This is a genomic window from Microcoleus sp. A6-C6, from assembly GCF_036705955.1.
Lineage (GTDB): Bacteria > Cyanobacteriota > Cyanobacteriia > Cyanobacteriales > Microcoleaceae > Microcoleus.
Window position 1 is genome coordinate 55,315 of record NZ_JAUBVR010000037.1, and the last position, 8,834, is coordinate 64,148.

The 8,834-nt window shown below is 47.0% G+C and carries 6 protein-coding genes; 3 read left to right on the forward strand and 3 right to left on the reverse strand.

From position 1 onward, the window contains the following. The first annotated feature begins 401 nt into the window (after positions 1-401). Both QUB52_RS16470 and QUB52_RS16475 read left to right on the forward strand, forming a co-directional pair. On the forward strand, positions 402-1,688 hold the full coding sequence (locus QUB52_RS16470) for an HhoA/HhoB/HtrA family serine endopeptidase (RefSeq protein WP_442923197.1): 1,287 nt from the start codon (positions 402-404) through the stop codon (positions 1,686-1,688). Between the two features lie 193 nt (positions 1,689-1,881). Next, the gene (locus tag QUB52_RS16475; RefSeq protein WP_332973951.1) at positions 1,882-2,754 is read left to right on the forward strand and encodes an MBL fold metallo-hydrolase; all 873 of its coding nucleotides are present in this window, start codon (positions 1,882-1,884) and stop codon (positions 2,752-2,754) included. A gap of 91 nt (positions 2,755-2,845) precedes the next feature. Here QUB52_RS16475 and QUB52_RS16480 read toward each other — a convergent pair whose 3' ends face one another. From QUB52_RS16480 to gcvH, 3 genes are all read right to left on the reverse strand, one after another. Next, complete coding sequence (locus tag QUB52_RS16480; RefSeq protein ID WP_332973950.1) at positions 2,846-4,522, reverse strand: glycoside hydrolase family 44 protein; 1,677 nt, start codon at positions 4,520-4,522, stop codon at positions 2,846-2,848. A 253-nt stretch (positions 4,523-4,775) separates the two neighbouring features. Continuing rightward, complete coding sequence (gcvP, locus tag QUB52_RS16485) at positions 4,776-7,709, reverse strand: aminomethyl-transferring glycine dehydrogenase (protein WP_332973949.1); 2,934 nt, start codon at positions 7,707-7,709, stop codon at positions 4,776-4,778. Between the two features lie 230 nt (positions 7,710-7,939). Next, on the reverse strand, positions 7,940-8,329 hold the full coding sequence (gene gcvH, locus QUB52_RS16490) for a glycine cleavage system protein GcvH (protein ID WP_332971227.1): 390 nt from the start codon (positions 8,327-8,329) through the stop codon (positions 7,940-7,942). Between the two features lie 60 nt (positions 8,330-8,389). Between gcvH and QUB52_RS16495 the strand changes: the two genes are divergently transcribed. Further along, complete coding sequence (locus QUB52_RS16495) at positions 8,390-8,752, forward strand: hypothetical protein (protein ID WP_332966901.1); 363 nt, start codon at positions 8,390-8,392, stop codon at positions 8,750-8,752. Positions 8,753-8,834: the final 82 nt, after the last annotated feature.

The window sequence follows — 8,834 nt, forward strand, 5'->3', positions numbered from 1 at the left end:
TTGCGCCTTTTGCAAGAGATATTATAGACCTCTTGCAAAAATAGGTAGGAACGGGCTCTCCGGCCCGTTCCACAGAAAAAAATATTTTTGTGGCACGGGCATCTTGCCCGTGCAAAAATTTGATTAAAAGGACTTTTGCAAGAGATATTATGAAGATTTTGCCAGAAATGCGGAATATCCGGTGCTGCTAGCGTAGTTTGTATTATCGCAGGCTGCGGCAATTCGCCAGTGCTGACAAAAGCTCGATCGCGCTTACCAGCTAAAATCAATAATTTGCCTGCCACAGTCCGGTTTTTACCCCACCGTGTAGGGTAAACCCCACCAGTCAAGCACATCTCACAAATGCTTGAATTAAAATTAAAGAACCTTGAGTTCTAATTTAATTACAGTAGGTGCTAAAAATGCCAGATCATAATTATAACTCTCGCCCATTTTCTCACCAAATTAATACTATGTCAACCCCCCAAAAGTCTAATCAAACTCAACCTTCTCGCGGTTTTTCTTTGCCTAAAAAACTTGCTTTTTTATCCCTAGTTTTGCTCGCATCCACCGCAACTGTCGGCTGCAACGCCCTAACTGCTCAAGTTCCTGGAAGTTCTAACGCCATCAAAGCTGAACCTTCAAATACAGCACCAATCTCAGCATTGCCTGCAAATATACTGCCCTCTCAAGACTCTAATTTTGTTACTAAAGTTGTGCAGGAAGTCGGCCCGGCAGTGGTGCGGATCAATTCGTCTCGGACGGTAAAGAACCAAGTTCCAGATGAGATCCCGGAGCAATTCCGTCGCTTCTTCGGTTCGGAATCTCCCATTCAACCGGGAAATCGGGTAGAACGGGGATCGGGTTCGGGCTTTGTTTTTGGTTCCGACGGCCGCATTTTGACTAATGCTCACGTTGTTGATGGCGCGGATACGGTGACGGTAAAACTGAAGGATGGCCGCGAATTTGTGGGCAAAGTTTTAGGCGTAGATACAGTTACTGATGTGGCTGTTGTCAAAATTGAAGCTACCAATTTGCCTGTGGTGAGTTTGGGCAAATCTGAAGAAATACAGCCGGGAGAATGGGCGATCGCGATCGGCAATCCCCTGGGTTTGGACAATACCGTGACTGTGGGCATCATTAGCGCTACAGGCCGTTCTAGCGCCGATGTGGGCGTTCCCGACAAGCGCGTCAGCTTTATTCAAACCGATGCTGCAATCAATCCCGGCAATTCCGGCGGGCCTTTGCTGAACCAGCGCGGTCAAGTTATCGGCATGAATACGGCGATTATTCAAGGGGCCCAAGGATTGGGTTTTGCGATTCCGATCGATCGCGCCCAACAAATTGCCAACCAATTAGCAACAACCGGAAAAGCGGAACATCCTTATCTCGGCATTCGGATGTTGAGTATTACTCCCGAAGTCAAAACAGAATTCAATAAAAATCCGAACCCAAAATTGAGGCTGACTGAAGATAAAGGCGTGTTAGTTTTGGGAATTGCCAAAGATTCTCCGGCGGCACAAGCTGGAATTCGCGTTGCCGATGTGATCAAGAAAATCAACGGTGCAGAAGTCAGCGATGCTGGCAGCGTACAGCAAATTGTCGAGAAAAGTACAGTGGGCAGCGATATGCAGCTTGAGTTGAACCGCGGCGGACAACCTGTGACTGTGGCGGTGAAAGCGGGTGCTTTTCCAGCGGGCCAGAAGTAGTAGTAGAATTGGAACTTTGAGTTGGTAGTATTCTGAGGAACGGGCATCTTGCCCGTTCCACAAGAAAGTTGAATTCTGGTGGGCTTCGACGCCGCCCCGAAAGCTGAATTATTGTGGGGTGGGCTTCGACGCCGCCCCGATCTTTTTCTATTGTGGACTTCTCGCCCTGATTTGTGATTAAAAGGTGAAAAAAATGGCTCATATAAATTTGCGTCGCCCCGAAAATATCAGCGGTAATTTTTATGTAGACAGTAGCTGCATTGACTGCGATACTTGTCGGTGGATGGCACCAGAAGTATTTACTCAAGCCGGAGAACAGTCTGCGGTTTACCAGCAGCCAACTAATGAAACTGAAGAAATGCGATCGCTCGCGGCTCTTTTGTCCTGTCCCACAAGTTCGATCGGCACTGTTGAAAAGCCGAAAAACATCAAAGAAGCTCAGCAAAATTTGCCCGCGTTAGTAGCAGAAAATGTTTACCATTGCGGCTATCATTCCGAGAAATCCTACGGCGCGGCTAGCTATTTAATTGTCCGCCCAGAAGGCAACATTTTAGTTGATTCTCCCCGTTTTGTGCCGCCGCTAGTCAAAAACATAGAAGCAATGGGCGGCATTCGCTATCTGTATTTGACTCACCGCGACGACGTAGCAGACCATCAAAAATACCGCGACCATTTTGGGTGCGATCGCATTCTTCATGCTGACGAAATTAACGCGGATACTCGCAATGTAGAAATTCAATTATCGGGCAGCGAACCGCATCAAATAGCAGATGATTTGTTGATTATTTCCGTACCTGGTCACACGAAAGGTCACACAGTTTTACTTGATAATCATCAGTTTTTGTTTAGCGGCGATCATCTGGCTTGGTCGGACAATTTGCAGCAGCTAATTGGTTTTCGTAATGCCTGTTGGTATTCTTGGACGGAACAAATTAAATCTATGCAAAATTTGGCTAATTATGACTTTGAGTGGGTGTTGCCTGGACACGGCCGCAGGTATAATGCCGATCGAGCAACCATGCGAAATCAAATGCAACAGTGTATTGCTTGGATGGTCGATGCTTAATAGTTTAAAACCCCTTTTATACTCGGCGGTTGAAACCGCTACTACACATACAAAGTCCGGATGGTGCGCGGACTAAGAATAAGAGGGGAGATTAAGCCTTGGGAATAGCCACCAAAGTCATAGAATTAGCCGGGTAAGTTGCCTGGAATCCAGTATCACTGACACCTAAATCGCTCTGACGGACGATCGCCCGCAAATTCGCCTCACTGTAATTGTAAACTTGAGCTGTGGCACCTGGGTTAAATCCTTTCAGACTCAAGTTGCTGGTCAAGTTTTGACTGGTTTTATTAATGATTACCAGCGTCAAAGCACCGTCGCTAGTGCGATCGGCTCCGTAGATTGACAAAAGTTCTTGATCTGTGCTGTGCGATCGCACCCAAGTATCGCCATACTTACCACCCTTGCCGTCATAATTCATGTAGATTCGGAAGGCATAGGAACCCGGTTCAGAAGACTTCGGAGACCCCCACAGCGTCGCTAAATCCAGTTGTTCCCGCCCAAAAATCCCCAGGATGTCGGCTTGAGTCAACGCGCCGTTTATCGACTCCAAACCGCCCCAATTGTATTCAGTAATCGCGACTTTTGTACCTGGATAATCCTGCTTTACCCACTCTCGAAACCGGGGAATAATTGTTAGGGGCGGATTGTATTTACCAATCCAACTTTCATCGGTGTAGGTGCTATCCCACAGAGAACGAGTCGATCGCAACCGGGCTGCTTGCGTCTTAGCATCGCCGGCGGGACAATTCGCGACACAGAGGTCATCGACGACAGGATAGTAGTGTTCGTCGAAATAGTCGAGAATCCGAACACCTTTTTGCTGTTCGTAAGCGCGCATTTGTTGCAAGTACCACCGCGCAAACCAGACACCGCCGTGTTTTTCCCGATCGCCCTTTACTCCCGAATCCAGATAAACAGGCCAGCCGAAATCCGAGGGGCCGAGTACCTTAGCGGTGGGATCTGTGGCTTTTACCATTGACGCATATTGGTAAGTGCGATCGCGCAATTCGTCATAACTAATCGGTTCTGGATGAACATCGCGGTGAGTGTTTCCCCAGCCGCTTGGTTCGTTATCCATTTGATAAATTTGCACGCCGCCTGATTCAGCAGTACCGTGGGTTTTAACTAAATGTTTAACCCAAGGTTTCTGGAAAGCTGGATTGCTAACAATACTAACATCAAGGCGGTTATTATTAGTAATTAAAGTGCCGTCGGGACGCTTCCCGTTGCCGCACTTATCGCCTTCGGGAAAAATGTAGGGATTTGTTTTTTCTTGCGCGCCGTATTTGGATACTCGAAAGCCGCAGTTCCAAGTGCTAAACTTATTTACATAGCCAATCATCGGGATGGTAACGATGCTTTTGCTACCGTTATTGCGGTTAGTTTTGACCATTTTGTCGCTCGAATCGCCGGGAATGGGCTTTTTATTATCGCCGCCACCTACGAAAAAAAAGTCATCGCCACTGTTGGAAGAATCGACTAACCAGTTGTAGCGGCTGGTTTGATTTCCTCCCCAACGTGCTACCGGAATTGCTAACTCTTTGGCGAGGGATGGATCAATCAAATCGTTCATACCGTAGATGTCGGGACTGATCGAATGTCGATCGGCTGTAACGTCTACAGATAAAGATACACTGTTTTGGGCGATCGCGCTTCTGAAGTAGGCGGCTGTTGCTGTCGCTGCCACAGTCGCCAAAACGCCTAATAATACTAGAATAATCCAGCGTGGTGTCTTGGAGGGCGATCGCCACAAAAATCTTGCATTCATTGGTTATTTTATTTGGGAATTTTTGGATTTTTATTAATAATTTTCCAGCGCGCTTGCGATCTCAGAAACCCGGTTTATTCGTAGATTTCTCGTGATTAAGCGTAAAATCTCATAGAAACCGGGTTTCTCGCCCCCCAGTTGAGTCTCTAACCCCCGTAAAAAAGGGACTTTGATTGCTTCCTGTGCCCCCCTTATTAAGGAGGGCTAGGGGCATCTAAGGCCTAATTTCGCACCCAAAGAGAGTTACTTAACCTTAAGTGTAAGCCTCCATTGGCAAACAAGAACAGACAAAATTGCGATCGCCAAACGCATTATCTATCCGGCCCACCGCAGGCCAGAACTTATATTCGCGAGTCCAAGCTGTCGGATAAGCAGCTTGCGCGCGAGTATAAGGACGATTCCACTCATCAACCATCAGAGATTCTGCGGTATGCGGCGCATTTTTCAAGACATTATTTTGCGCGTCCACATTACCATTTTCAATCTCCGCAATTTCGCCTCGAATCGCAATCATCGCATCGCAGAAACGGTCTAATTCCTGCTTCGATTCGCTTTCCGTCGGTTCCACCATTACTGTACCAGCAACTGGCCACGAAACCGTCGGCGCATGATAGCCATAATCCATCAACCGTTTAGCGATATCATCAACTTCGATCGCAGCAGATTTTTTGAGCGAGCGCAAATCCAGAATACACTCATGTGCTACTAAACCAGATTTCCCTTTGTACAAAACCGGGTAATACGATTCTAACCGATGCGCCATGTAATTAGCATTAAGAATTGCAACTTTTGTCGCATCAGTTAAACCGACTCCTCCCATCATCCGAATGTACATCCAAGAAATAGTCAAAATGCTAGCACTTCCCCAAGGCGCGGCCGAAACAGCACCTATAGAATTGCCATCTTTCACCCCGTTTGAATCTCCCGAAACATCAGGTAAGAAAGGCACTAAATGAGACATGACTCCAATCGGGCCCATGCCTGGCCCGCCACCACCGTGGGGAATACAGAAAGTTTTGTGCAAATTCAAGTGACAAACATCAGCACCAAAATCACCGGGGCGACACAATCCAACTTGAGCATTCATATTTGCGCCGTCCATATAAACTTGTCCGCCGCAGTTGTGGACAATTTCGCAAATTTCTTTAATTTCTGACTCAAAAACGCCGTGGGTAGATGGATATGTTACCATCAAAGCAGCGAGTTCATTCTTGTGCTTATCGGCTTTCTTTTGCAAGTCGGCGACATCAATATTTCCCTGAAAATCGCACTCGACAGCGACTACTTTCATCCCCGCCATTACGGCGCTAGCTGGATTTGTGCCGTGGGCTGACTGCGGAATTAAACAGATATTGCGGTGAGATTCGCCTCGGTGTTCATGGTATTGGTGAATTACTAATAATCCCGCGTATTCGCCTTGGGAACCAGCGTTTGGCTGCAAGGAAATTCCGGCGAAACCGGTGATTTCTGCTAGCCACTGTTCTAGTTGCACGAACATCATTTGATAGCCGCGAGTTTGGTTGCGGGGTGCAAAGGGATGTATGTTACCAAATTCCGCCCAAGTTACCGGCAGCATCTCTGATGTTGCATTTAGTTTCATTGTGCAAGAACCCAAGGGAATCATCGATGTATTTAGCGATAAATCCTTGGCTTCTAAACGGTGCATATAGCGCAACAGTTCAGTTTCGGAGTGGTAGCTGTTGAAAACTGGATGGGTGAGATAGCTGGTTGTGCGATCGCAAAAATCAGGTAACATCATATAGGAAGTGAAAGCGTCTGCATTCAGCGGAACGCTCAGAGAATTCTCGCCGTCACCCCTGATATAATCCTTCTCCCGTGCAAAAATTTTCCACAACTCTTTGACATCTTCAGCCGTGACAGTTTCATCGAGAGTAATTCCCACGGTTGTTTCATCAAACACCCGTAGATTAATGTGGCGATTTTGAGCGGCTTGTAGAACTTCCGATAGTGGTTTATCTCCCAATTCTACCCGCAGAGTATCGAAGAAAGGTCGATCGCCAATTTCGTATCCAAAACTGGAAAGACCAGATGCTAAAATTGCAGTTAAGCTGCGTACTTGTTCAGCAATTTGTCTAAGTCCAGACGGGCCGTGATAAACAGCATACATACTCGCCATCACTGCTAGCAAAACTTGAGCAGTACAAATATTGCTAGTTGCTTTTTCGCGGCGGATGTGCTGTTCGCGAGTTTGCAGGGCCAAACGTAAAGCAGATTTGCCGTTGACATCTTTAGAAACGCCGACAATTCGCCCCGGAACTTGCCGTTTAAACTCTTCTCGCGTGGCGAAGTAGGCTGCGTGAGGCCCTCCGAATCCCATCGGCACTCCGAAGCGCTGGGTGCTTCCTACGGCTATGTCTGCGCCGAATTCGCCGGGGGGTGTGAGCACGCAAAGGCTCAAAATGTCGGCGGCTACTGTGACTAATGCGCCGACTTGGTGTGCCGATCGAATAAAATCGGTATAGTCGTAAATTGCGCCGTCGGTTGCTGGGTATTGCAGGAGTGCACCGAAGATTGTACGATCGCACTCAAAGCTTTGATGATCGCCGACAATCACTTCAATTCCCAGGGGTTTAGCGCGAGTTTGCACCACTTCGACGGTTTGAGGGTGACAATCTTGGGAGACAAAAAACGCTTTTGCTTTATTTTTATTAGCGCCGTAACTCACCGCCATCGCTTCCGCCGCCGCCGTCCCTTCATCCAGTAAGGAAGCGTTGGCAATTTCCAAACCCGTGAGCTCGATAATCATGGTTTGGAAGTTCAGCAAAGCTTCTAATCGCCCTTGGGCAATTTCGGCTTGATAGGGAGTATAGGCTGTGTACCAGCCGGGATTTTCCAGGATATTTCGTTGGATGACAGGAGGTGTGATGCAGTCGTGATATCCTGTGCCGATGTACGATCGAAATACCTGATTTTTTGCAGCAATTTCTTTCAATTCTGCCAAAGCAGCGTACTCGCTTTTGGCTGCGGGAAGCTGTAGGGGTTGAGAAATGCGAATCGCCGCTGGAATCGTTTTGTCAATCAAGTCATCAAGGCTGGAAATGCCCAAAACATCTAGCATTTGCTGGATTTCGCTGGGGGAAGGGCCTATGTGTCTTCCCGCAAAACCATCGATGGGGGAAAGGTTTTGCTGCTGGTTGGGTTCAAGTTGCGGGCTGTAAAGTACCAAGGCTGATTCTCCTGAATGGATTTCTTATTACTTTGTAACATTTCGCAAAGGAAGTTCGGCAACAGATTTTGTCACGGATTTAACGGATGTGGCGGTTCCGCAACGGATTTTGTAGCGGATTTAAGAGATGTAGAGGATTTGGGGGATTGATTTTGAGGTTTGAGGTTCGAGGGAAGAAGGAAGAGAAAAGATTTTCCCCCTCTCCCCCTCTCCCCCTCTCCCCCTCTTTTTTATTCCCCTTCCACCATTTGGCGATACGCTTCGACGGACAAAGCATCATCGACTTCGCTGGCGTTGTTAACGCGGACTTTTAGCAACCACCCAGCGCCATAGGGGTCTTCTGCCAAGTTTTCGGGAGACTCTATAATGTCATCATTGCGTTCTACGACTGTACCGGTAACAGGCGCTTTCAAGTCTTCAACGGCTTTCACTGACTCGACTGTACCGAAAGCTTCGCCCTTTTCCAAACCTGCACCGACTTCGGGCAAATCTAGAAACACAATATCACCGAGTTGGTCAACTGCAAAGGCGCTAATGCCGATGGTGGCGATTTCCCCTTCGAGTCGGATGTATTCGTGAGTGTCTAGGTATTTCAGGTCATCGGGGTATGTTAGTGTCATGTCAATTCCTTGCCGTAAAAAAGTATCAGTTAAATCTTATTAAACTATGGGCATTTAGTGATGGTGAACTGGAATAAGAAAAATATCAAACGTTTACTTTTTGGGGAATTTTCTCTCAAACGAGTCTTGCGTTCGGCAATTTTTATCTACGCTTTTCAGTGTTTTTACGCTGTCTTCTTTTCAGGCAGGTTGATTTTTCAACCTCTCGCTGCTGGCTACCAGGATACTAGCGAAATTATTAAACTTAGCTCAGCTAATGGGATGAAAATTTCTGCTGTTCATTTTCCTAACCCCCAAGCTCAATATACCATACTTTATAGTCACGGTAATGGAGAGAATTTGGGATATATTTGGTCGGTGTTGCGAGAGATTCGAGACAGCGGGTTTGCTGTATTTGCTTACGATTATCAGAAAATTGGGTAAAAATTCCGTAAGGATTCAGGTCTAAGATTGGGGAATTAAAGAAGGCATAAATAAGTCACAAAAATGGGCAGATATAGCATCA